General features: G+C 52.8%; 20 protein-coding genes. 13 read left to right on the top strand and 7 right to left on the bottom strand.

Going from position 1 to position 21,533, the window contains the following annotated elements; all coding sequences use genetic code 11:
- Positions 1–8 precede the first annotated feature (8 nt).
- Genes DWX59_RS24265 through DWX59_RS24250 form a run of 4 tightly spaced genes read left to right on the top strand, consistent with a single transcriptional unit; the run spans position 9 to position 4,696 of the window.
- Positions 9–1,094, top strand: a complete 1,086-nt coding sequence (locus tag DWX59_RS24265; RefSeq protein ID WP_117562402.1) for an ABC transporter ATP-binding protein — start codon at positions 9–11, stop codon at positions 1,092–1,094.
- 59 nt (positions 1,095–1,153) lie between these two features.
- Positions 1,154–2,197, top strand: a complete 1,044-nt coding sequence (locus tag DWX59_RS24260; RefSeq protein ID WP_117562400.1) for an extracellular solute-binding protein — start codon at positions 1,154–1,156, stop codon at positions 2,195–2,197.
- The gene (locus tag DWX59_RS24255) at positions 2,194–3,903 is read left to right on the top strand and encodes a sensor histidine kinase (RefSeq protein ID WP_117562397.1); all 1,710 of its coding nucleotides are present in this window, start codon (positions 2,194–2,196) and stop codon (positions 3,901–3,903) included. Before DWX59_RS24260 ends, DWX59_RS24255 begins: the two co-directional genes overlap by 4 nt.
- Before the next feature lie 16 nt (positions 3,904–3,919).
- On the top strand, positions 3,920–4,696 hold the full coding sequence (locus tag DWX59_RS24250) for a response regulator transcription factor (RefSeq protein ID WP_117562395.1): 777 nt from the start codon (positions 3,920–3,922) through the stop codon (positions 4,694–4,696).
- A gap of 2 nt (positions 4,697–4,698) precedes the next feature.
- Here DWX59_RS24250 and DWX59_RS24245 read toward each other — a convergent pair whose 3' ends face one another.
- A complete protein-coding gene (locus tag DWX59_RS24245; protein WP_117562393.1) occupies positions 4,699–6,027 on the bottom strand; it encodes an MATE family efflux transporter in 1,329 nt (442 codons plus the stop codon).
- Positions 6,028–6,116: 89 nt separating this feature from the next.
- On the opposite strand from DWX59_RS24245, the gene DWX59_RS24240 reads away from it, so the two are divergent.
- From DWX59_RS24240 to DWX59_RS24230, 3 genes are all read left to right on the top strand, one after another.
- Positions 6,117–6,959, top strand: a complete 843-nt coding sequence (locus DWX59_RS24240) for a MerR family transcriptional regulator (protein ID WP_117562391.1) — start codon at positions 6,117–6,119, stop codon at positions 6,957–6,959.
- A 106-nt stretch (positions 6,960–7,065) separates the two neighbouring features.
- Positions 7,066–8,268, top strand: coding sequence for a GGDEF domain-containing protein (locus tag DWX59_RS24235; RefSeq protein ID WP_117562418.1), 1,203 nt, complete (start codon positions 7,066–7,068; stop codon positions 8,266–8,268).
- Positions 8,222–8,995: a suppressor of fused domain protein gene (locus tag DWX59_RS24230; protein ID WP_117562389.1), complete on the top strand. Its 774-nt coding sequence runs from the start codon at positions 8,222–8,224 to the stop codon at positions 8,993–8,995. The genes DWX59_RS24235 and DWX59_RS24230 overlap by 47 nt, the downstream gene beginning before the upstream one ends.
- 12 nt (positions 8,996–9,007) lie before the next feature.
- On the opposite strand, the gene DWX59_RS24225 is transcribed toward DWX59_RS24230, so the two are convergent.
- The 6 genes from DWX59_RS24225 to DWX59_RS24200 all read right to left on the bottom strand — a co-directional run bounded on the left by DWX59_RS24225 (position 9,008) and on the right by DWX59_RS24200 (position 16,390).
- The gene (locus DWX59_RS24225; RefSeq protein ID WP_117562386.1) at positions 9,008–9,799 is read right to left on the bottom strand and encodes a response regulator transcription factor; all 792 of its coding nucleotides are present in this window, start codon (positions 9,797–9,799) and stop codon (positions 9,008–9,010) included.
- Positions 9,799–11,520 carry a sensor histidine kinase gene (locus DWX59_RS24220; protein ID WP_117562384.1) on the bottom strand — a complete coding sequence of 574 codons (1,722 nt, stop codon included), beginning with the start codon at positions 11,518–11,520 and terminating at the stop codon, positions 9,799–9,801. Before DWX59_RS24220 ends, DWX59_RS24225 begins: the two co-directional genes overlap by 1 nt.
- A gap of 102 nt (positions 11,521–11,622) precedes the next feature.
- Positions 11,623–13,287, bottom strand: coding sequence for an ABC transporter permease (locus tag DWX59_RS24215; protein ID WP_117562382.1), 1,665 nt, complete (start codon positions 13,285–13,287; stop codon positions 11,623–11,625).
- Complete coding sequence (locus tag DWX59_RS24210; RefSeq protein WP_117562380.1) at positions 13,284–14,384, bottom strand: ABC transporter ATP-binding protein; 1,101 nt, start codon at positions 14,382–14,384, stop codon at positions 13,284–13,286. Before DWX59_RS24210 ends, DWX59_RS24215 begins: the two co-directional genes overlap by 4 nt.
- Before the next feature lie 218 nt (positions 14,385–14,602).
- Complete coding sequence (locus tag DWX59_RS24205; protein WP_117562378.1) at positions 14,603–15,730, bottom strand: ABC transporter substrate-binding protein; 1,128 nt, start codon at positions 15,728–15,730, stop codon at positions 14,603–14,605.
- Between the two features lie 201 nt (positions 15,731–15,931).
- On the bottom strand, positions 15,932–16,390 hold the full coding sequence (locus DWX59_RS24200) for a helix-turn-helix domain-containing protein (protein WP_117562375.1): 459 nt from the start codon (positions 16,388–16,390) through the stop codon (positions 15,932–15,934).
- A 156-nt stretch (positions 16,391–16,546) separates the two neighbouring features.
- Between DWX59_RS24200 and rbr the strand changes: the two genes are divergently transcribed.
- The 6 genes from rbr (at position 16,547) to DWX59_RS24170 (ending at position 21,417) form a co-directional block, all read left to right on the top strand.
- Positions 16,547–17,146, top strand: coding sequence for a rubrerythrin (rbr, locus tag DWX59_RS24195; RefSeq protein ID WP_117562373.1), 600 nt, complete (start codon positions 16,547–16,549; stop codon positions 17,144–17,146).
- A gap of 134 nt (positions 17,147–17,280) precedes the next feature.
- The gene (locus tag DWX59_RS24190) at positions 17,281–17,979 is read left to right on the top strand and encodes an HAD family hydrolase (RefSeq protein WP_117562371.1); all 699 of its coding nucleotides are present in this window, start codon (positions 17,281–17,283) and stop codon (positions 17,977–17,979) included.
- 25 nt (positions 17,980–18,004) lie between these two features.
- Positions 18,005–18,904 carry a metallophosphoesterase gene (locus tag DWX59_RS24185; RefSeq protein WP_117562369.1) on the top strand — a complete coding sequence of 300 codons (900 nt, stop codon included), beginning with the start codon at positions 18,005–18,007 and terminating at the stop codon, positions 18,902–18,904.
- 47 nt (positions 18,905–18,951) lie between these two features.
- Positions 18,952–19,752: a segregation and condensation protein A gene (locus DWX59_RS24180; protein ID WP_117562367.1), complete on the top strand. Its 801-nt coding sequence runs from the start codon at positions 18,952–18,954 to the stop codon at positions 19,750–19,752.
- Between the two features lie 225 nt (positions 19,753–19,977).
- Positions 19,978–20,688, top strand: a complete 711-nt coding sequence (gene scpB / locus DWX59_RS24175) for an SMC-Scp complex subunit ScpB (RefSeq protein WP_235845166.1) — start codon at positions 19,978–19,980, stop codon at positions 20,686–20,688.
- 102 nt (positions 20,689–20,790) lie between these two features.
- A complete protein-coding gene (locus tag DWX59_RS24170; protein WP_117562365.1) occupies positions 20,791–21,417 on the top strand; it encodes a manganese efflux pump in 627 nt (208 codons plus the stop codon).
- The last annotated feature ends 116 nt before the right edge of the window (positions 21,418–21,533 follow it).

Raw genomic sequence — 21,533 nt, 5'->3', positions numbered from 1 at the left:
ATAATAACATGGAAAAGCAGAAAAAGGGTGTCCGTCTGGACCACATTTCCAAGATATATACAGACCCCAAGACGGGGAAGGAGTTTTACGCGGTGCAGGATACCACGCTGGATATTGAGCCGGGTTCCTTCGTGACCCTGCTGGGCCCGTCCGGCTGCGGCAAGACCACTACGCTCCGCATGATTGCGGGGTTTGAAAGCCCGGATGAGGGGGATATCTACCTGGGGGATGAGAACATCAATGCGCTGACGCCTAATAAAAGGGATACGGCCATGGTATTCCAAAGCTACGCCCTCCTGCCCCATATCAATGTATTTGACAACGTGGCCTACGGCCTTAAGATACGAAAGCTCCCCAAGGAGGAAATCCATGAGCGGGTCATGAACATACTTAAGATGGTGGAGATGGAAGGCATGGAGTCCCGGATGACCAACCAGCTGTCCGGCGGCCAGCAGCAGCGTGTGGCGCTGGCAAGGGCCCTGGTGATTGAGCCAAGCGTGCTGCTGTTTGATGAGCCTTTGAGCAACCTGGACGCCAAGCTGCGCGTGACCATGCGGACGGAAATCCGCAAAATCCAGCAGAAGGTGGGGATTACCGCCATCTACGTGACCCACGACCAGTCCGAGGCCATGAGCATTTCCGATAAGATCATCATCATGAGCCAGGGCAAGGTGGAGCAGATTGGCACGCCCAGGGAGATTTATTACCATCCTTCCTCCAGGTTTGTGGCTGACTTTATCGGCGAGGCCAACTTCCTGGACGCAAAGGTGAAGTCTGTCAGCGGTGAAAAAGCAGTGATTGACGTGGTGGGACAGGAGCTGGAGGTCAATAATTTTGCCCATGCAGATTCCGGCGCGGACGCCACCCTGGTCATCCGCCCGGAGGGGGCCACCCTGGCGGAACAGGGGCTTTTGGAGGCAACGGTTAGCCTTTCCACCTTCATGGGTTCCTACCAGTACTATGAGGTCATGGTGGGGAACATGATGATTCAGATAACGGATTATAATCCGGTGAACCGGAGGATTTACGAGGTGGGCGAGAAGGCGTATCTGGATTTCGACCCCAAGGGGGTTTACATTCTTTCAGCTGGTTGATACAATTAAGCATATGGACATTCATCATCCAATGAACGCCGGGAGGCACTGGAAACTAAATGAAAAAGAATTGGATCATATATGCGGCAGCCATAGGTATTTCCCTCTGTCTCCCAGGATGCGGGGGCAGCGGGGAGACCGGGGCTGCCGGTGAGACGGATGAGGCGCTGGTTATCTACTGCCCTCATCCGTTGGAGTTTATAAACCCCATTGTGTCTGAGTTTGAGGGCAGGACCGGGGTGAAGACCTTTGTGCAGACCGGGGGGACCGGGGAACTGCTATCCATGGTGGAGGCGCACAGGGAACCGGCCTGCGACATATTCTGGGGCGGCTCCCTTTCCACCACCATGCCCAGACAGGAGCTGTTTGAGCCTTATGTGAATGAGAATGAGGACATGGTCAGGGATGAGTTTAAGAACCAGGAGGGCAACTTAAGCCGGTTCACGGACGTGCCCAGCGTCCTTATGGTGAATACCAACCTGATTGGGGATACGGTGGTGGAGGGATATGGGGACCTGCTGAAGCCGGAGCTGAAGGGGAAGATTGCCATGTGTAACCCGTCCACCTCATCCTCTGCTTATGAGCATCTGATCAATATGCTTTACGCCATGGGACAGGGAAACCCGGAGGAGGGCTGGGATTATGTGGAACAGTTTGTAAGGAACCTGAACGGCTGCCTTCTTGGCGGCTCCGCGGATGTGTACCAGGGAGTGGCCGAGGGACGGTTCGTGGTGGGGCTTACCTTTGAGGAAGGGGCGGCCCGCTATGTGGCGGACGGGGAGCCTGTCAGGCTGGTGTACATGAAGGAAGGCGTCATTTCCACTCCGGATGTGGTCTGTATCGTGAAGGGAAGCAGGCACCTGGCAGAAGCTGAGGCGTTTGTGGATTTTGTCACTGGAAAGGATGCCCAGACAATGATTGCGGACCGTCTGGACCGCCGTTCGGTGCGCAAGGACGTGGATGAGCCGGAGTATCTGCCAGATAAGGATGGCCTGCACATTATCTATGACGACCTGGAGGTGGTGAACAGGAACAAGCAGCAGTGGCTGGAGAGGTTTGCCGGGATTTTCCGGTCCGTGGCGGATGAAGGAGGGGCCGGATGAAAAAAGAGAAGTATTTCAGGGACGAACTCCAGCACATGTTCATCTACTATGCCATTGTTCCGGCCGTGGTATTCACGCTGCTCTGCGGAGTGGTGTTCATGGTGGCCCTTATCCATGGGAGAAGGAGCATTACCGTATCCAACAACGGTTATGTGGCTGGGGAACTGGAGCGGGTCCTGGGACGCTACGAGGAGGGACTGGTCCGTCTGGCCGGGCAGCCTGACCTGTTCACAGGCACCCTGGACACCAGGAGGAAGGCCGGGATATTTGAAGGGTTTTACGGTATGACCAATGGCCTGGAGATAAAAGGGAACCTTTATATACTGGACCGGGACAGGAATATCCTGCTGTCCAGCCAGCCGGGCCGGCCTGAGTATCTGGATGTGAAGGAGGGGACTTCCTGGGGCATATTCTGGCACATGGACAGATGGCCCGGGCAGACAGCCGTAAAGCTGGTGGACGGATGGAAGAGCCAGCAGGGCGCGGTTGCCCTTGGACGCAGCGTGGAGTCGGAGGGGCAGACCGTGGGATATGTGGTATGCTCCATTCCCAGCAGCCAGATGCAGAAGATGCTGGACCGGCTGGAGACGCAGACCATCATCACGGATTCCTATGGATGGGTCTATGCGTGCAGCAACTATCATTTTGTCAATAAAAGCAACCAGGTCCTGGGAGCCCTTTCAGGAGCAGGGCGCTTTTTGTCCCACGACAGGCAGATGTACCTGGCGGCAAGGCAGCCGGCCTACCGGCAGTTGTTCCAGGTTTATTCCATCTCGGACATCCAGAACATTGTGATCTCCCTGTCCTTAAGCAGCGCCCTGGTCATAACGGCGCTGATCCTCATGACCCTGTGGATGCTGCTGCGGTCCAGGAAGATGACGGAAAAAAAGACAGAGGACTTTTACCGTATACTGGATGTGATGGAGAATGCCAGGACCGGCAACCTGGAGACCTCCATCCGCATTGACAGCGAGAATGAGTTCCGTATCATCGCGGATGCGTATAATGAGACAATCGCCAGCCTGAAAACCCAGATGGAGAATAACCGGAAGATGACCGAGCTGGTTGCCATGGCCCAGAACAAACAGCTGGAATCCCAGTTCAACCCCCATTTCCTTTACAATACCCTGGAAAACATACGGTACATGTGCAGGCTGGAGCCGGCCACGGCAGAGCGGATGGTATTTTCCCTGTCCAATCTCCTGCGCTACAGCCTGGACGGGAGCAAGGACCAGGTGACCCTTAAGGAGGATCTGGAGCATCTGGAGAATTACATGACCATCCTTAAGCGCAGGTTCGGTTCCAGGCTGGAATACCAGATTGAGGTGGAGCCGGAGGCCATGGACTGCAGGATACCAAAGCTGGTCCTCCAGCCCATGATTGAGAACGCAGTTAAATACGGGTTCGGCAGCCAGCTGAACCTTAAGGTGGAGCTGAAGGCATATATCTACCAGGGAAATCTTATTATGATATGCCGTGATGACGGGGTTGGGATTTCCCAGGAAAACTTAAGTGAGCTGAACGCCGTGCTGGAGCAGAAGGAGAATACCAGCAGGCATTCAGGGCTTTACAACATACACCGGAGGATTGCAATCCTGTATGGACGGCCTTACGGGGTGGAAATCAGAAGTACGGAGGGGCATGGCACCACCCTGGTGGTGACGCTGCCTGCTGACCGGGAACCGTCATGGGGACCGGGCGCTTAAAAAGGGAGGAAAACGGATGCTGCGCGTCTTGATTGCAGAAGATGAGGATATGATACGAAAAGGCCTTGTGTACACCACGGACTGGCTTTCTATGGGCTGCGTGGTGGTGGCAGAGGCGTCGGACGGTAAGGACGGATATGAAAAAATTCTGGAATGCCGCCCGGATGTGGTGATTACGGATATCTGCATGCCGTTCATGGATGGGATTGAAATGATTAAGAAGGCATCGAAGCAGGTAAAATTCAAAAGTATCCTCCTGACCAGCTATGCTGACTTTGAATATGCCAGGAGGGCCATTGAGGCCAGGGTATGTGAATACATCCTAAAGCCTGTGGACGAGGAGGCGCTGGCAGGAATCATGAAAAGGCTGGAGGAGGAGATTGCCAGCGCCAGGCAGGTGGAACACGCGCTGGAGCAGGCGGAGCTGGAGGGCGGGACCATGAACCTGGAGTATTACATGCAGCTGGACCTTTCGGAGAACCAGTATGTGTCCAGGGCCATTGGGAAGATCAAGGAGCATTTTGCCGAGAAGATCAGTATTGAGGGGATTTCGGAGGAACTGGGGGTCAGCGCCAGCTATCTCAGCAGGAAGTTCAAGGAGGTGACGGAGCAGACGTTCCTGGATTTCCTGAACAAATACAGGGTGCAGCAGGCGGTTGCCATGCTGAACACAAGGCAGTACCGCATCAGCGAGATATCCGAGGCCACCGGGTTCACGGATTATAAGCACTTCTGCTCCGTGTTTAAGAAATACACGCTTAAGTCGCCCACCAAGTTCATAAAGGGGATGTAGTATTAGGCATAGTGGTAGGTGCTGCGGTATTTCCTCATATAATGGATACTTAAAAGCAGGCCGCCCAGTTCCGCGATGGGAATCGCCAGCCACACGCCGTCCACCCCGATCAGGAAGGGCAGGACCATAAGGCTTGTGATGATAAGGCCAAAGGTGCGCACAAAGGAGATGACGGCGGATATCCGTCCGTCCGAAAGCGCGGTAAACAGGGCGGATGCAAATATGGTAAAGCCTGAGAACAGGAAGCTGAAGGCAAATATGGTAAAGCCATGGCGGGCCAGGCCGTAGACCGGGCTGCCGGGCTCCGCGAATATGCCCACCACAATGCTTCCGCCCAGCTGGGCCAGCAGGAAGGTGGCTGCCGAGGTCGCAAGGGTAAAGAGAAGGGAGGTCTTAAACACCTGCCTGAGCTGTTCCTGGTTCCTGCTTCCGTAGTTAAAGCTGATTACCGGTGAGACGCCCTGGGAAAAGCCCATGAACAGCGCGTTCAGCAGGAACTGGGAGTACTGGATGATGGTGATGGCGGCAACCCCGTCCTCCCCTGCAAAATGCATCATGGCCAGGTTGAACAGGAAGGTGATGATGCCGGATGAAAGGTTGGTCACCATTTCTGAGGAACCGTTGATGCAGGTGTCCTTAAGCTCCCCCTTTTCCATGCGGGGACGTACCAGCCACAGGGAGTTTCTTGCATATGAAAAATAAATAAGGCCAATGACAGCCGGTATCATGTAACCGGTTACCGTGGCAATGGCCGCGCCTGCAATCCCAAGCCCCATGGGCACGATCAGCACATAGTCAAGCACAGCGTTGGCCACCCCGGCCAGAAGGGTCAGGAACAGGCCGATGCCCGGCCGCCCTTCGGTGACAAAATACATCTGGAACTGGATCTGGAGCATCAGGGCCGGGGCAAATGCCAGCTGCCATCGCAGATAGGTGACGCAGTCCTTTAAGAGGACTTCGCTGGAACCTAAAAGCAGGGACAGGGGCGTGGCAAACAGGTTGCCCAGGATGGCAATGACCAGTCCGGCCGCAATATTTAACATAATAATCATGGTGAAGGTCCCTCTGGCGCTGTCAGGGCGGCCTTCACCCATTTTTTTGGCAACAATGGCGCTGCTTCCCGTGGAGAGCATGACGCTTAAGCCCAGCACGATATTGATGATGGGATATACGATATTAATGGAGGACAGGGCATTGGTGCTTACATACCTGGAGACGAATACGCCGTCCACGATGGTGTACAGGGACATGACAACCATCATGATGGTGGTTGGCATGGCAAACATCAATAAAGACCCGAAGGTAAATTTTTTTGATAATGAATGACTCATAAAAATACTCCTGATTCTATTGTAAATTTCAGCCGCAGGTATTATCATATAGTATAGGGTTACCCGATAGTCAAGAGGAGATTGAAAAAATGGAAAACCGCACTGAACTGTATTTTACAACCGGGGAATTTGCACGGATACTGGGGGTTAAGAAACACACCCTGTTCCACTATGACCAGATAGGCCTCTTATCACCTGCGCTGAAGGAGGAGAACGGATACCGTTACTATTTTGTCTGGCAGATGGATGTGTTCGAGGTCATCAAGGCGCTGCAGAAGCTGGGCATGCCCCTGGAGGAAATCAAGGAATACATTGAGAACCGCTCGCCGGAACGGTTCATGAAAATGATGGATGAAAAGGAGAAGCAGATAGACAGGGAGATTGAGCACCTGAAACAGATGAAGCGGTTCATACGCAATGAAAAGAACAATATAACCGCTGCCCTGAATGTGCCCCTGGGTGTCCCCATGCTGGTGGGGCACAGGGAAGAGTTCCTTCTGGTATCCGACATCACGGCTTCGGATGAGCGCAGGACAGCCGTGGAGATTGCAGAGCATGTAAGGGAGCAGGAAAAATACCACGGCGCCATGGGGGCGGTGGGCTCCATCTGCCTGAAGGAGGATTTGGAAAAAGGATTGTTTGACAAATACGTAAAGGTCTATACAAAGCTTGAGAAGAGGGCGGCCTCCCCCAAGGTCATGAAACGCCCTGCCGGTGAATATGTGGAGATGTATTACCGGGGTTATGCCTGGGATATGGAGGCGCCTTATGAACGGATTACAGGATTTTCCAGGGAAATTGGGCGGGTTACCGGGGAAATGTGGTATGAGGACCTGCTGTTGGATGAACTGACGGTTAAGGGATATGAGGATTATGTGGTCAGGGTGATGGTGCCTGTATATATGGAAGGAAAAGATGGGGACCGCGCATAGACAAACAGGGGGACTGCGGTTATAATATCAGTAGGAATACTGGAAAATGCAGGGAATCCGTGCGGTCTCCCTGAGAATAACATTTTCTGAAGGAGAATGGTCTTATATGAAATCAGAGCTGTGGCGGAGAGTGGATGTTCAGGTATCGTTATTTACAGCGGTCATTGTGGCCATTCTTTCCTATTCTATTTTTATGGTACAGTACAGGATCACGTACAATGACATGCTCAGGAGCCTGAACGACCAGGCGGAACATATCTATTCCTATATCGGTGAAAGGATGGATACGGATACGTTCAAGCATATATCCGGTCCCGGGGATGTGCAGAAGGAGGATTACCAGAGGATGCATGACCGCTTCCAGCGGGTAAAGGAGATTACGGGCGTCATGTACCTGTACACTGCCAAGATGAACGATGCCGGGGAGTTTGTCTATGTGGTGGACTGCCTGGACCCTGTGGATGCGGATTTCAGGTATCCGGGCGACCCCATTGAACGGGAGATTTATCCGGACATGCAGCGGGCGTTAAATGGGGAACGTGTACTGCCGGACAAGATTAAGAAAACAGACTGGGGGAAAATCTTCATCACTTACCTTCCGATTTATGAAGGGGAGGAAATCATCGGCGTGGTCGGGATTGAGTTCCGGGCAGACCACCAGTATCAGGTATACCAGAACCTGCGGCGTGTGCTGCCGGTATTCATCCTGTTGTTCAGTCTGGCTGCCAGCCTGGTGTCCAGGTATCTGTTCCGACGGATTTCCAATCCATTTTATAGGGATATGTCCAACATGGACTACCTGACCAGGCTTAAGAACAGGAATGCCTACCAGCTGGATATGAAGAACCGGATTGCGGCTAAGAAGGAAAAGGACACGGGTTTCATCCTGATTGACCTAAACAGCCTGAAACATATTAATGACACCATGGGGCATGAGACAGGGGACAGATACATTACCTGTATTTCCCAGGCATATCTGAATATGGGGCCGGAGGATGGGATTATGTACCGCATTGGCGGGGATGAGTTCGTGGTGGTGATGCCGGGAGCCAGTGAGGAGAGGATAAGGGGTTTTGCCGGCAGGCTGGAGGAGGAGTTTGAAAAACTGGCTTTCATGCCGGGACTTACATTTGCCTGGGGAGCAGCCATTTATGACGCGGATACGGATAATGACCTGTTCAGCACCTGCCGCAGGGCGGATAAGAACATGTACATGAAGAAGCAGAAGTTTTATGAAGACAGGATGAAGCGGGAGGACGGAGATGGGATTGTTGGACAAGCTGTTAAAGAAAGGGCCAAAGGCCAGTGAGGTGACAAAGGGAGGCAGTCCGGTATACCGGTATGAGGAAACGGAACATGAGGCGTGGCGTCCGCCCCAGGCATACGGGGAATATGCAGAGGAAATCAGCGGGCATTTTAAGGCCCTGTTTCCCAACCGGGAGGAGTTTGTCTATCATGAACTGATATCGGACCTGGTGCACATTGATGTGAACATCATGCGGCCAACAGAGGAAAGACCCTATTATGTGATGTATACCACCGGCATGAGCGACATGCCCATGACCCTTCCCGAGGAGATCGCGGACAGGGAGGATTTAAAGCACGCGGAACTGTTCATGTTCCTTCCGGGGGAGTGGAATCCGGGAGAAACCGGACAGCTGGATTCCGACATACCGGACAGTGAGTACTGGCCCATCAGACTGATTAAATACCTGGCCAGGTTCCCCCATGAGTACCATACATGGCTGGGCTGGGGCCACACCATACCCAACGGGGCTGAATACGGACCCCTGTGTGCTGAAACTGAGATGGGCGGGGTGGTGCTGGTGCAGACAGGCGGCGATATGGGCTCTATGCAGGCAGAGGATGGAACGGAAATCAACTTCTACATGGTGGTGCCTGTTTACAGGGAAGAAATAGAGTATAAGCTGGAATTTGGGATGGAAGCCCTGGATAAGCGGTTCTGTGACAGGAACCTGCCCATGATACTGGATATCCACCGCCCCAATTACTGTGAGGATTTCAGGGCGGGATAAGCAGGAATCCCCCTATTCGCAGGCGCCGCCCTCCACGAACTTCACAGGGGAGCAGCCCACGTATTTCTTAAACACCTTGATAAAATACTTATAATCGGAAAATCCCACAAGGTCTGCGATTTCGTAGACCTTGTATTTATTTTCCTTCAGAAGCTCCACCGCTTTCTGCATCCGGTAGCGGTTCAGGAAATCGTTGAAGGTGTAGCCTGTATCGCTTTTAAACTTGGAGCCCAGATAGGTGCAGGACATGCCGCACTGTTCGCTGACATCGGTGAGGGAAACCCGGGAGGAGTAATGTTCCTTTATGTAATCCATCATGAATTCCACGTACCGGTTCCCTTCCTTTACCTTGTCACAGGAAATCCCGTCCAGTATGCCCAGCTTTTTCTTTTCCATATCAATCTGCTTCATATCGTCCCGCAGCCTGGCCGCGGCCGTCTGCTTCCGTATGATTTTATCCAGGGCATCGTACAGTTCATTAAAATTAACCGGTTTCAGCAGGTATTCCGTTACCCCCAGCCCAATGGCCTTCCTGGCGTATTCAAACTCGCTGTAGCCGGAAACAATGATGGCGTCATATCCATACTGGCCTATGCTTTCCTCCAGCATGGCAAGGCCGTCCTTGACCGGCATGTTAATATCCACAATCACAATGTCCGGCCGGTTCTCCCTGATTTTTTCAAGTCCGTCCTGGCCGTCCACTCCCTCGCCCACGACCACACAGCCAGCCTCCTGCCAGTTTACCATGAACATCAGGCCTTTGCGTATGATATCTTCGTCTTCCACAATCAGGACTTTATACATTATATTTCCTCCATATCTGCCGGAAGGGTGACCGTTACCTTGGTGCCATTGCCAGGGCTGCTCTCAATGGTCATGCCGGATTCCGGCCCGTAAAGCAGGCGGACCACCCGGTGGGAGTTATAAAGGCCAATGTGTTCCCTGTATACGTCCTCCCGTTCCAGCCCTTTCCTCAGTTCCTCCAGTTTTTCTTCACGGATACCGCTGCCGTTGTCCTCCACACACAGCTTCAGCTGGCCCTTTTCCTTCCATGCGCTGATGTTGATTGCAATGGAACGGATATCCTTCATGCCGTGGACCAGGGAATTCTCCACCACGGGCTGGAGCAGGAGCTTTGGTATCTTACAGCCCATCAGCTCCTCCGGTATATCTATATGATAGTTCAGCCTCCGGTTATAACGCATTTTCTGAAGCAGCAGATAATCATTGATATATTCAATGTCTGTCTGCAGCGGTACAATGGTGCTTCCATAATAAATGCTATAGCGCATCAGGTTTGCGAATGCCATCACCATATCAGATGCCTTGGCCGCATCAATGGCTATCTCATAGCGGAGGGTTTCCAGCACATTGAAAATAAAATGCGGGTTAAACTGTTCCTCCAGCTGCTTGATTTCCATGATGCGCTTGCGTTCCGTCAATTCACTGTTATGCAGCATCAGTTCCTCACGCTGGGTTACCATGCTGAAGAAGGCGTCCCCCAGCTCCTTAAACTCATCAAACACCTGCCCCTGGAGCCTGTAATCCATATTCCCGCGGCCCATTTCCGCCACCGCGTTCTGCAGTTCATCAATGGCTTCCAGGTTCTTTCCCGCAATCCGAAGCGAGAGGGGCGTGATCATGATCAGCATCAGCACGCCCACGATGAGAAGGAAAATCATGCCATATGAGACAAGGGTGCGCTGGAACTCCATGGATACCAGGGTATAGAGCACCAGGGTGCTCTCTGGCAGCAGTTCTTTCTGCACGTGGTAATGTTTTCCGTTCACCTTGACCACGTTCCCCTTCTGCCACTCCATCCTGTACTTCCCCGCAGGATATTTCTCCATAGGGTCGGCGCTCTGTCTTCCGATGGAAAATATAAGGTTATCATACCGGTCCGTGAGGATTACGTCGTCCAGCGGATAATCCCTGACAGCCGTGTAAATCTGTTCATCGGACAAATCAAAGAAAAGGTATCCATACACCCGGTCCGGACCGGATACTGCCCGTGCCAGCGCCAGGTCGCCTGCCTGGCCATGGGCATAATTGAGCCTGCTGGGCATTGTGAAAATCTTATCCGGCTCCGCGGCCATTTTCTCAAACATGCTTTGGAATACCGTGCTGTTAAGGAAGATTTCCCGGTTTCCCTCAAACAGGTTGGAGCTGACAATCTCCCCGCCGCTGTCTGTCAGCACAAAGCTGCACCGTATGGACTGTGCGTTGGAAAAGTCATACAGCAGACGGTTTACCTCGGTAACCCGTCCGCTGTCCCTGTCTTTTAAAGCCTCTAAAATCCTGTAATCCGACCCGAACCGCAAAAGCCCTTCCTCATAAGCCTTAACCTGCTTATCAAGGACAGCGCCCAGCCGTGCGTTATTCTTCCTGTTCCCTCCTGCGCTGATCAGCTGCACATTGATGAACAGGAACAGTCCCACCAGCACAAAGAGCAGGGCAATGATGGAAAATGCAAACCTGAGGAAAGACCTCTTGATATAATCCCTATATTGATTACTTCCTGCCATGAGGCCCCTCCTCTAAATAAATGATTCGTTCCAATATGGATCCATATTGGCTTACATTCCGATTATATCATATTTCTGATGGTCCTTCAGCCATATCATGGTTTAAATGCTGATATCGTTGCTTCCCGTAACCTTAAAGAACACTAACAGGGAAACAATACTGGTCAGTGTCAGTATGGTGGAATAGGCTGCCGCGTTGCCGAAGTTACTGCGGATGACCTCTGCGTAGATGGCCACGGTCAGGGTCTGGGTCTTGCTGGTATAAAGGATGATGGAGGAACTCAGTTCACTGATCAGGGTAATCCAGCTCATGATGGCCCCTGAGAGCACGCCTGACATCATCATGGGAACCGTTACCTTGACAAAGGATTTTGTCTCCGTACATCCAAGGCTGATGGCAGCTTCCTCCACACTGGGGCTGATCTGTCCGATGATGGCCGTGCTGGAACGGATGGTGTAGGGCATCCTGCGTATGGACAGGGAAATGATGATGATGACCGCGGTGCCGCTGAGCAGCAGGGGCTTGTTGTTAAAGGCATACAGGAAGGAGATGCCCAGCACGGATCCGGGGATGATGTATGGGAACATGGTGACCGTATCCAGGATGCCTGTGAGGAAGGATTTTTTCCTGACAGTCAGGTAGGAAATCAGGATTCCCAGCACCACCACAATGGCAATGGCGCACAGGCCGAACAGGTAGGTGTTGAAAATCGCGCTGTTGTTGTTCTTGGAAAATAAGGTGTTCCTGTAGTTCTCCAGTGAAAAGCCGCCTGTGTACACCGTGCCTCCGCCCGTTGCCAGGAAGGAGGTGATGATGACCGTGATCTGGGGCAGGATGGCAACCAGTACCACTGCGTAGACAAACAGGTGGGACAGGATATTCCTGGCGCCGGTACATGTTTCCGCCTCCATGGGTTTTAGGGCTGTCATGGAATAGGTGAAACGGTTGCCAAGGTAGCGCTGCAGGAAAAAGAGCACCAGGGTAATGACGATGACAATGACGCAGAGCGCTGCCGCAAAGTGGTCGTCCGTGCTGACCTCGCCCATGAACTGGCTGTAAATCAGTACCGGGAACGTCTTGTAGCCTTCGCCGATGAGCATGGGGGTACCAAAGTCAGAGAACACCCTCATGAATACCAGCAGGGAGCTGGCCAGCATGGTGGGCATTACCAGGGGGACGATTATCTGCATCACCCGCTGGAATGCGGTGCAGCCCAGGCTTTCCGCTGCCTCGTTCAAGGAATTGTCCAGGTTCTTAAGGGCTCCCGAGATATACATGTATACCAGGGGGAAGGACTGGAGGGAGAATACAAGCACAATGCCTGCAAACCCATAGATGCCTCCCAGCTTCACATGGAACAGCCCATTGAGGATCTTGGTGAAGAAGCCGTTCCTGCCCAGGAGTTGGATCCACGCGTAGGCGCCGATAAAGGGCGGTGAGAGATAGGAAATCACAATCAGTATGTTCAGGTACTTGCTTCCCTTAATCCGTACGCTGCGCAGCACATAAGCCATCACCAGGCCCAGGAAGGCAGCCACCACAGTGGACAGGATGGTCACCTTAAAGCTGCCCACCAGGGTGCTCCAGTAATATTTCCTTGCAAAGAATTTGGTGAAATAGGCAAAGCTCAGCTGTCCGTCCTCGGACAGTACGCTTTTATAAAGCACCAGGACCAGGGGATAGACCACGAAGAGAATAAATAAGGCCAGGATTCCCAGTGCCATGACAATCCAAATATTCAGTTTTTTCTCTCCTGCATATCTCATGCGTGCTCCCTCCTGACAATAAGGCTCTTTGTGCCTTCCTGGTTAAATACATTGATTTTGGCCGGCTGTACGCCCAGGCGCACCGGGGTGTGGTCCGGGATGATATCCCAGATATCGGAGTTCTGTATGACCTCCATCTCCCTGCCGTCCTCTGACTCCACAAAATAATGGGTGGTGACCCCAAGGAATACGCTGCTGCGCACAATGGCCGGTATGCCCTCCTGGCTGCTGCGGCTGATGATGAACTCCTCAGGCCGTACCGACACCTTTACGGGCTGGCCCTGGAAAACCGCATCATCCAGGTTATCCATGGCAACTGAGTAATCCCCGATCCTGACCCGTGTGCCGCCCTGGGACATGTCGACGGTTCCGTCCATGATGTTGGAAAGCCCGATGAAGGTGGATACGAAAAGGTTGGCCGGGCGCTGGTAGATGTTCTTTGGGGTGTCAATCTGCTGGATGACGCCCCCGTTCATCACCGCAATCCGGTCAGACACGGCCAGGGCCTCCTCCTGGTCATGGGTTACATAGAGGGTGGTGATGCCCACCTGCTGCTGGATCCGCTTGATGGCATTGCGCATTTCCACTCGCAGCTTGGCGTCCAGGTTGGAGAGGGGTTCATCCATGAGAAGGACTTCCGGGTGGATGACAATGGCCCTTGCCAGGGCAACGCGCTGCTGCTGGCCGCCGGAGAGCTTGGTGGGCATCCTCTTCTTCAGATGGTCTATCTTCACTACCTTCAGGATATCATCTACCTGGGCCTCTATCTGGTCCTGGGGTATTTTCCTGTTCTTAAGGCCGAATGCCACATTGTCCCGGACCGACATGTGGGGGAAGATTGCATAGTTCTGGAATACCATGCCCATGTTCCTCTTGTTGGTGGGGATGTCGTTGATGATCTTGCCGTCAATCTTAATCTCGCCGCCTTCAATGGTGTTAAAGCCGATGATCATGCGCAGCAGCGTGGTCTTGCCGCAGCCCGAGGGGCCTAAAAGGGTAAAGAACTCGCCGGGCCTTACATCCAGGGACAGGCCGTTTATGATGGTATCCTTTCCAAAACGTTTGATTACATTATCAATGCTGATTGCTACACTCATACCTGTAAATCCTCCTTCAATATCCTGTTTTTGGGGACAGAAAAGGACTGCCGTATCTGACAGGTACTGCCCGCCGGGGGAGGCGGCTGGAACTGTGCGGTCAATCACACGGTTCCAATGCAGGTAATGGTCAGGTGCAGGGCAGTCCTTATTCTGTTTGTCCGTGCCGGAGCCTTCAGCATAGAGGTGACAGGCAGGTCCGGCACGTGATGGTCTGATTAATCCATGGAAGTCTCCATGTGTTCGCTGAATAGGTTGGTGATTTCCACCTTATGTTCTGCAACCCATCCCTCATCGTAATTGTCAAACAGTTTAATCTCAGACTGTGGAGTCATATAGTCAGCCAATGTGGCATCTTTTCTAAGAGGCCGTACGGTCAGGTTGGAACCCACTGCGTTCTGGATTTTCTCAGAAAGCATGTAATCCACGAACTTCTTGGCGTTTTCAGGATGTTTGCAGCCCTTTAGGATCTGTACGGATTCTCCGGGGAATATGGCCCCTTCCTTGGGGAATACCACTTCAACGGCAGCGCCTTCCTTTACATAGTTGGCAGCCGGGTCTTCCCAGGTCAGGCCCACCACGTACTCGCCTTCGGCAACGCCTTTGTATACCTGGCTGGAACTGTTGCACATCTTGCCGTCCAGGTTGGCAATGAACTGGTCCACATAGTCCCATGCCTGGTCTGACAGCGGGTCGCCGTCCTTGCCCATGCCGTAGAGCATGGCCAGCAGTGACTGGAACGCGGAACTGGAGTTAACCGGGTCGCCGAATGCAATCTTGCCCTTTAATTCAGGATTCAGAAGGTCCTCAAAGCCGTCAATCTTCATGTCGCCCTTTAAGTCCTTATTTACAATCATGACAGTGGGGTCGGCAAAGGCCGGTGTGAAATATCCGGTATTGTTGCGGAAGGCCTCCAGCATGTTGCTGTCTTCCGGGGAAACATATTCCATGAACAGGTCCTTGGAAGAAGAAAGCATGGTCTGGTCGGCAACCCAGAAAATATCGCCCAGAGGATTATCCTTTTCGGACTGGGCCCTCTTTAACAGCTCGCCGGTACCGGCAACCACAACCTCCACCTTGATGCCGGTATCCTTCTCAAACTCGGGGATGACCGCATTGTTCAAGGCTTCGCTTCGGGCTGTGTAGACCACAAGCACGGGTTCCTCTTCACCGGAAGCGGCTGCCTGTGCGCCGGAATCCTCCTGTGTGCCGGAATCTGCCTGGGTACCGGCTGCTTCTGTCTTGGCAGGCTCCGCAGGCGCCTTTGCGCCGCCTGCACCGGAACATCCGGTAGCTGCCAGGGCTGCTGCCATGATACATGCGGTTACTTTCTGGAATTTTCTCATTCTAAATCGCTCCTCCCTTATGTGTTGGTTTACAGTTGTTCTTATAAGTCAATTTTATCATCTGGCAATGGAAAGTAAATCCGACAATCCTACAAAAAGGTGGAAAATAAACAACAGGCAGCCCGAAATGAGAGATAATTTCCAGACTGCCTGTGGATATGGCTGAATGCTTATTGATTTTAACTGACCGGATGCACTTGTTTATTTGTTTTTCTTGCTGTCCTTGCTTTTCTTACTTTCCTTGCCCTCTTTGGCAGACTTCTTATCGCCCTTTTTTGACTTCCCGGCTTTCTTGGACTTATCACCTTTGGGGGATTCGGATTTTTTTGCCTTGGCCGGGGATTCAGCGGCCTGGGACTGGCTGGCTGTTAAGCTGGAACCGACCGGCACAGTTGCGCCGGGTGGGAGGGCCGGGGACGAAGCAAGGGGCATGCCGCTGTCAGGGGCATCCTCGGGGCCGCCTTCCGGGACATACTCTATGATGTCGCAGATGCCGCAGCCCAGGATGGTGCACAGGGTATCAAGAGTGTGTGTGGATACGTGCATGTTCTTTTTCAGGCGGCCAATCTGGCCCGCACTGAAATTGTGCCGTTTAATCAGCCTGTACTGGGTCATGCCGCAGGCTTCCATGGTGACCCATAGACGGTCATAGCGGATCATAGGGTTTCCTCCTCTTTATGTGGTTATTATCAATAACCGGATTATAACATGGAGGCCGCGTAAATACAAGGATGATTGGTAAAAATGGGAATAAAAGAGAGGTTTTTGGGCATAGTTAGGAGTGAACAAAGAGATATAGCTGAAGGAGGATTTTATATGACGGATTTTAAGTCAAGCGAGACAGCAAAAAACCTGATGCGGGCATTTGCAGGAGAGAGCCAGGCAAGGAACCGCTACACCTTTGCGGCAGGGCTGGCCAAGGAGCAGAAGATGCCCATGGTTGAAATGGTATTCCGGTACACGGCTGACCAGGAAAAGGAGCACGCAGAGATTTTCTATGATTATCTGAAACCGCTGGATAAGGAAACCATATTCATTGACGGTGGTTATCCGGTGGACCTGGAGAAGAATACCCTGGCCCAGTTAAACGCGGCTGCCCACAATGAATATGAGGAGCATGACGTGGTATACAAATCCTTTGCAGAGGTGGCTGAAAAGGAAGGCTTTACCCAGATTGCAGCCACCTTCCGCATGATTGCAGGGATTGAGAAGACACACGGGGAACGCTTCCGCTACCTGGCAGACCTTCTGGGAGAAGGAAGGCTTTATGCGCGGGAGGAAAAGAATAGCTGGGTATGCACCAACTGCGGATACATTTATGAGGGGGAAGAGCCGCCCCAGTACTGCCCGGTCTGCCATCACGACCAGGGATATTTCGCAGGCCAGGAGCTTTCACCGTGGTACCTTAAAGCCTGACCCTGCTGCCAGGGGACCCCTTTGCCAAGGGCCTGCCCGGGAATTTTGATTTTACAAAGCATGGGACAGATGGTATAATGTCCGCAGACATGGCGGACATTATACCCTGCTGTGATGGCGAAGGAGAATATCGGATGGCAAAGAAAATCAATGCAGTCATATTTGACCAGGATGGTCTTATGTTTGACACGGAGCGTCTGTCACTGGAGGGCTGGGAAAAGGCGGCCCGGAGATATGGCATCTGCCTGGATAAAGGGTTTTTAAGGGATCTGCGCGGCTGCAAGCCGGACAAGGTAAAGGAAGCGTTTCTGAATGAATTTGGAAACAGCTTGGATTTTGATACCATATTTGAGGAAAAACGCAGGTATTCCTACCAGTGGATCAGGGAAAACGGGGTCCCGGTAAAGCCGGGGCTGAAGGAACTGCTTATTTATCTGAAGGAACAGGGCGTGAAGGCGGCTGTTGCCACGGCCAGCAGCGAAGGCTGGACCCAGGGCAATGTAAAGGGCGCGGGGCTGGACGGATATTTTGACGGGTACATATATGGGGATATGGTGAAGGAGGCAAAGCCGGATCCTGCCATTTTCCTTATGGCGGCAAAGATGCTGGGAGAGGAACCGGGCAGATGCATCATCCTGGAGGACAGCTTTAACGGCATAAAGGCAGCCCATGCAGGGGGATTCCTTCCCGTAATGGTGCCGGACCAGGATGAACCGGATGAGGAACTGTCAAAACTCCTGACCGCCATGTGCAGCAGCCTGACAGATGTAATCGGCCTGTTTGAGGACGGGACGTTTGAACCAGCCGGTGCAGGAACGGTACGTACAACTTAGAAGATGGAAGAGGAAGAAGCATTATATGTGGAGAGAAGCAGCTGTCTTGGCAGGCGCGGCGGGCTGTGCCTGCCTGGCCCTGTCTGAATATGAAAAAAAACATTTTTCCGTGGAGGCTGCAGCCATTGTATCGGATAAGATTTACCGGGACAGGACAATTGTCTTTTTATCAGATTTACATAACAATGAATTTGGCTGCACCAACCAGAAGCTGGTGCAGGCCATCCACGGGCTGAAGCCGGATGCCGTGCTGTGCGGCGGGGATATGATGGTGAGCAAAAAAGGAAGCAGGGACATTCAGGTCCCTCTCCGGCTTTTTGAACAGCTGGCTGCCAGGTATCCTGTTTTTTACGGGAATGGGAACCATGAAAACCGCATGACATGGAGACGGGATATCTATGGAAACCTGTATGAGGAATATAAGGGTGCACTCCAAAAGATGGGGGTTACCTATCTGGAGGACGATACCGTGCCCCTGGGAGAGGATATCCTTATAACAGGGGTGGACCTGGACCAGGATTTTTACCGCAAGGCCCTTTACCAGAAGCTGCCGGACATGGAAAGGGGATACCTGAGGAAAAAGCTTGGGCCGGCCGGGGAACCCGGAGACAGATTCAGGATCCTGCTGGCCCATTCGCCGCTGTATTTTGAGGCGTACGCTGACTGGGGCGCTGATTTGACGCTGTCCGGGCATTTTCATGGCGGGACCATACGGATTCCAGGTCTTGGAGGGGTCATGACCCCCCAGTACCAGTTTTTCCTGCCATGGTGCGCAGGGGATTTTGAGCGGGACGGGAAGCGGATGATTGTCAGCCGGGGGCTTGGAACCCACTCCATTAACATACGCCTGAACAACCGGCCCCAGCTGGCGGTGATATACCTGAAAAAGAAACAGGGAATGTTTGAAAAGGCAGATAATCTGTGATAATATAAAGTGGCTGAATTGTAATAAGAAGCAGGACAGGTGGGCACATGGAGACAATATCATACAAACTGGAGAATTTTGAAGGGCCTCTTGACCTTTTACTCCATCTGATTGAGAAGAATAAAGTTAATATCTATGATATCCCCATTGTGGAAATCACGGCACAGTACCTGGATTATGTGCGCCATATGGAACGGGAGGACCTGAATGTGGTCAGCGAGTTCCTGGTGATGGCAGCCACCCTGCTGGATATCAAGGCGAAAATGCTTCTCCCCAAGGAATTGGACGAGGAAGGGGAGGAGATTGACCCCAGGGCTGAATTGGTACAGAGGCTGCTGGAATATAAACGGTATAAACTGATGGCGGATGAGCTGGCTGACAGGGAGGACGGCGCCCTGAAGCATTTATATAAAAGCCCTACCCTGCCGCCGGAGGTCGCCAGATACGAACCTCCGGTGGACCTGGATAAGCTGCTGGACGGGTTGACCCTTGCAAAGCTTCAGCGGATTTTCGAACAGGTCATGAAGCGCAAAGAGGACAAGATAGACCCAATCAGAAGTAATTTCGGAACCATTAAAAGGGAACCCATAAGCCTGGAGCAGAAGATTGGCCAGCTTTTGACCTTTGCCAGAAGCAGGAGGCATTTCAGCTTCAGACAGCTTCTGGAGGGACAGGCTGACAAGCTGGAGGTGGTGGTTACCTTTCTGGCCGTGCTGGAACTGATGAAGATAGGAAAAATCCAGCTGAAGCAGGAAGAAACCTTTGGGGACATGGAAATCGAAGCCCTGGAACAGGAGGGCGGTGAGATGGACCTGGATTTGGAGGGGCTGGATGATTTTGAAGGATAAACGGATGGTTAAGCGATGAGCAAGAAGGATAAAGTAGAGGCAATGGAGGCAGCCCGCGGTACTGTCAATACCCGTACCGGCAAGACTGTGGGGGCGGTGAAGAAGTCCGATGGAAACGCACTGGGCGGAGGAAGGAATCCGGCAGGAACTGCGCCAGGCGGGGGTAGGAATCCGGCAGGAACTGCGCCAGGCGCGGTAAAGCGTCCGGAAGGAAACGCTGCGGATATGGCGGACGGACGGGAACCGGCGGTTCCGGGACAGCTGGAGCTGTCATTTCCGCCAACGGAGAATGAGAAGGAGCAGGAAGCCATTATTGAGGCGGTCCTCTTTACCATGGGCAATTCCGTGGAACTGCGCCAGCTGGCAGTGGCTATCGGCCAGGACCAGGACGTGGCAAGAAGGGCGGTGGAACGGCTGATAAAGCGGTACCGCTCGTCTAAAAGCGGTATGGAGATAACCCAGCTGGAGGACAGCTATCAGATGTGTACAAAGGCAGCGTACTATGAGAACCTGATCCGGGTGGCAGCCACCCCGAAAAAGCAGGTGCTTACCGAGGTGGTGCTGGAAACCCTTTCCATCATTGCCTATAAACAGCCTGTCACAAAGATGGAGATAGAAAAAATCAGGGGAGTCAAGTCGGATCATGCGGTAAACCGTCTGGTGGAGTACAATCTGGTCTACGAGGTTGGCCGCCTGGACGCACCTGGACGGCCTGCCTTGTTTGCCACCACCGAGGAATTCCTGCGCCGGTTCGGCGTGGGTTCTGTCCAGGACCTGCCGGATGTGGGGCCGGAGCAGGAGGCGGAAATCAAGGCCCAGGTGGAAGAGGAGCTTCAGCTGAAGCTGGAAGCCCTGCCGGATGGGACGGGGCAGGAGATGGCGGAGGAAGCGGAGGCCCTCCGCCTTAAAGAGGCAGCCGCCACAAGCGAAGAGTAAACAGGGAGTGATTCCCAAAGCAGGATAAGCGGAATATACTAAAATAAAAAGATACCGGAAAGTCCGCGATAAAAAGAATCGTGGAAAGGTAAAGATGGGATTATGCTTCAAAGTCTGATTTTAGTATTCGCTCTCTGTACAGATACCTTTGTAGCCAGCCTTGCTTATGGTGCAAACCAGGTTCATGTGTCCTGGGGAAAGGTGGCGCTGCTTAATGGCATATGCAGCGGCTGCCTGGGCGCGGCCCTTGGGATGGGGAGTCTTATAGATGCCTTTATACCTGAAAACCTTACAAAGGTCATCTGCTTTGTATGTCTGTTTACCCTGGGGCTTGTAAAGCTTCTGGATTACAGCATCAAGGCTTTTATTAACCGTAACAGCTGTGTCCGCAGGGATTTGAGTTTTTCGCTGTCAGGACTTAAGGTGATTGTGAGTATTTACGGCAATCCCATGGCAGCGGATGCGGACGGGTCCCTTTCCCTTGGATGGAAGGAGACCGTATTCCTGGCATTCGCAATGTCCATTGACAGTCTGGTGGCCGGAACCATGGCTGCATTTCTGGATATCCCGGCAGGATTGACCCTGCTTCTGTCTTTTCTGGTGGGCATGTGCATGATGTACGCCGGGTTATGGCTGGGAGCCAAGGTGGCCTCCAGGTGGAAGTGTGACCTGTCCTGGATCAGCGGGGCCCTTCTCATGATACTGGCCCTGACAAAGATATTGGCATAAGGTGTGGGTCCTGTATCGGCATGCAGGCGTAAGCCTATGCGGCAGGGGACATCATAAAGGCGCCCTTTTGCAGGCAGTGGAATCAACTGACTGACCAAAAGCGCGCCTTTGTGTCC

The sequence above is a fragment of the Enterocloster aldenensis genome (assembly GCF_003434055.1).
Classification (GTDB): Bacteria; Bacillota; Clostridia; order Lachnospirales; family Lachnospiraceae; genus Enterocloster; species Enterocloster aldenensis.
This window is presented reverse-complemented; position numbering and strand designations above follow the sequence as displayed.

What these genes read in the sequence shown, in the direction of transcription:
- DWX59_RS24265 (WP_117562402.1), top strand. Translation starts at nt 9, where the DNA reads ATGGAAAAGCAGAAAAAGGGTGTCCGTCTGGACCACATTTCCAAGATA.
- DWX59_RS24260 (WP_117562400.1), top strand. Translation starts at nt 1,154, where the DNA reads ATGAAAAAGAATTGGATCATATATGCGGCAGCCATAGGTATTTCCCTC.
- DWX59_RS24255 (WP_117562397.1), top strand. Translation starts at nt 2,194, where the DNA reads ATGAAAAAAGAGAAGTATTTCAGGGACGAACTCCAGCACATGTTCATC.
- DWX59_RS24250 (WP_117562395.1), top strand. Translation starts at nt 3,920, where the DNA reads ATGCTGCGCGTCTTGATTGCAGAAGATGAGGATATGATACGAAAAGGC.
- DWX59_RS24245 (WP_117562393.1), bottom strand. Translation starts at nt 6,027, where the DNA reads ATGAGTCATTCATTATCAAAAAAATTTACCTTCGGGTCTTTATTGATG.
- DWX59_RS24240 (WP_117562391.1), top strand. Translation starts at nt 6,117, where the DNA reads ATGGAAAACCGCACTGAACTGTATTTTACAACCGGGGAATTTGCACGG.
- DWX59_RS24235 (WP_117562418.1), top strand. Translation starts at nt 7,066, where the DNA reads ATGAAATCAGAGCTGTGGCGGAGAGTGGATGTTCAGGTATCGTTATTT.
- DWX59_RS24230 (WP_117562389.1), top strand. Translation starts at nt 8,222, where the DNA reads ATGGGATTGTTGGACAAGCTGTTAAAGAAAGGGCCAAAGGCCAGTGAG.
- DWX59_RS24225 (WP_117562386.1), bottom strand. Translation starts at nt 9,799, where the DNA reads ATGTATAAAGTCCTGATTGTGGAAGACGAAGATATCATACGCAAAGGC.
- DWX59_RS24220 (WP_117562384.1), bottom strand. Translation starts at nt 11,520, where the DNA reads ATGGCAGGAAGTAATCAATATAGGGATTATATCAAGAGGTCTTTCCTC.
- DWX59_RS24215 (WP_117562382.1), bottom strand. Translation starts at nt 13,287, where the DNA reads ATGAGATATGCAGGAGAGAAAAAACTGAATATTTGGATTGTCATGGCA.
- DWX59_RS24210 (WP_117562380.1), bottom strand. Translation starts at nt 14,384, where the DNA reads ATGAGTGTAGCAATCAGCATTGATAATGTAATCAAACGTTTTGGAAAG.
- DWX59_RS24205 (WP_117562378.1), bottom strand. Translation starts at nt 15,730, where the DNA reads ATGAGAAAATTCCAGAAAGTAACCGCATGTATCATGGCAGCAGCCCTG.
- DWX59_RS24200 (WP_117562375.1), bottom strand. Translation starts at nt 16,390, where the DNA reads ATGATCCGCTATGACCGTCTATGGGTCACCATGGAAGCCTGCGGCATG.
- rbr (WP_117562373.1), top strand. Translation starts at nt 16,547, where the DNA reads ATGACGGATTTTAAGTCAAGCGAGACAGCAAAAAACCTGATGCGGGCA.
- DWX59_RS24190 (WP_117562371.1), top strand. Translation starts at nt 17,281, where the DNA reads ATGGCAAAGAAAATCAATGCAGTCATATTTGACCAGGATGGTCTTATG.
- DWX59_RS24185 (WP_117562369.1), top strand. Translation starts at nt 18,005, where the DNA reads ATGTGGAGAGAAGCAGCTGTCTTGGCAGGCGCGGCGGGCTGTGCCTGC.
- DWX59_RS24180 (WP_117562367.1), top strand. Translation starts at nt 18,952, where the DNA reads ATGGAGACAATATCATACAAACTGGAGAATTTTGAAGGGCCTCTTGAC.
- scpB (WP_235845166.1), top strand. Translation starts at nt 19,978, where the DNA reads ATGGCGGACGGACGGGAACCGGCGGTTCCGGGACAGCTGGAGCTGTCA.
- DWX59_RS24170 (WP_117562365.1), top strand. Translation starts at nt 20,791, where the DNA reads ATGCTTCAAAGTCTGATTTTAGTATTCGCTCTCTGTACAGATACCTTT.